The organism is Marinospirillum alkalitolerans (genome assembly GCF_045055655.1).
GTDB classification, from domain to species: Bacteria; Pseudomonadota; Gammaproteobacteria; order Pseudomonadales; family Halomonadaceae; genus Marinospirillum; species Marinospirillum alkalitolerans.
Genome location: NZ_JBANFI010000033.1, coordinates 1 through 767 on the forward strand (window position 1 = coordinate 1; position 767 = coordinate 767).

The window sequence follows — 767 nt, forward strand, 5'->3', positions numbered from 1 at the left end:
GCTGCCTACAAAATAACGCCGCGCACAGCGGAGCCATTGAAGCGCAGCGAAATGGCTTCTGGCCGCCAACGGCGGCGTACTGCTGCGCTTTGTTAACCCAAGGCTCTCAATACAGCCTGAGGCTCCTTTGAAACAACATGCAATAACGCAAGTGCAGGGCCATGTGGTATGCGATCACCACGCTCCCAGTGCCTTAACGTCGCAACACTAATACAAAACTTAGAAGCAAACTCCATTTGCGTCATACCCAGGTTTTTCCGAATCTCAGCAACATTAACAGGCTCAGGACGATGTGTTCTTGCAGCAACTTTGCCACCTTGATTCAATTCAATCGCTTCCTGCAAGCCTTGAGCAATACTCTCATATGCACTAGCCATGATTTACCTCCAATGCGGTATGAACAAGAATGCTGACCAACCTAGAAAGCGCATTTCTATCAGCTTTCGATAAATTTGCTCGCTCACCTTTGCCAAACATCGTAAGCAAGTACAGAGGTATACGTTGGTCATGGTAGTAGTAAATGACTCGCACACCACCACTTTTCCCCTTGCTCCCTCTACCCCAACGAAGCTTACGAATCCCACCTGTACCTTCCATCACATCACCAGCCAGCGGATGTTCCGCAAGATAGTCAATGACAGCCTTGCGCTCAATGTCAGTAAGCAGTGAGTCTGCTCGCTTAATGTATTCTGGAAGTTCGGTTATCGTAGTCAGCATAGGATACAGAGTAATCCAATGGATCACTTAGTGCAAGCTACTAGAAAGGG

Annotated in this window: 1 protein-coding gene; it reads right to left on the reverse strand. The window is 48.1% G+C overall.

Annotated elements, in window-relative coordinates:
- Nucleotides 1–92: 92 nt before the first annotated feature.
- On the reverse strand, nucleotides 93–377 hold the full coding sequence (locus V6U78_RS12705) for a helix-turn-helix domain-containing protein (RefSeq protein ID WP_072327269.1): 285 nt from the start codon (nucleotides 375–377) through the stop codon (nucleotides 93–95).
- Nucleotides 378–767 lie beyond the last annotated feature (390 nt).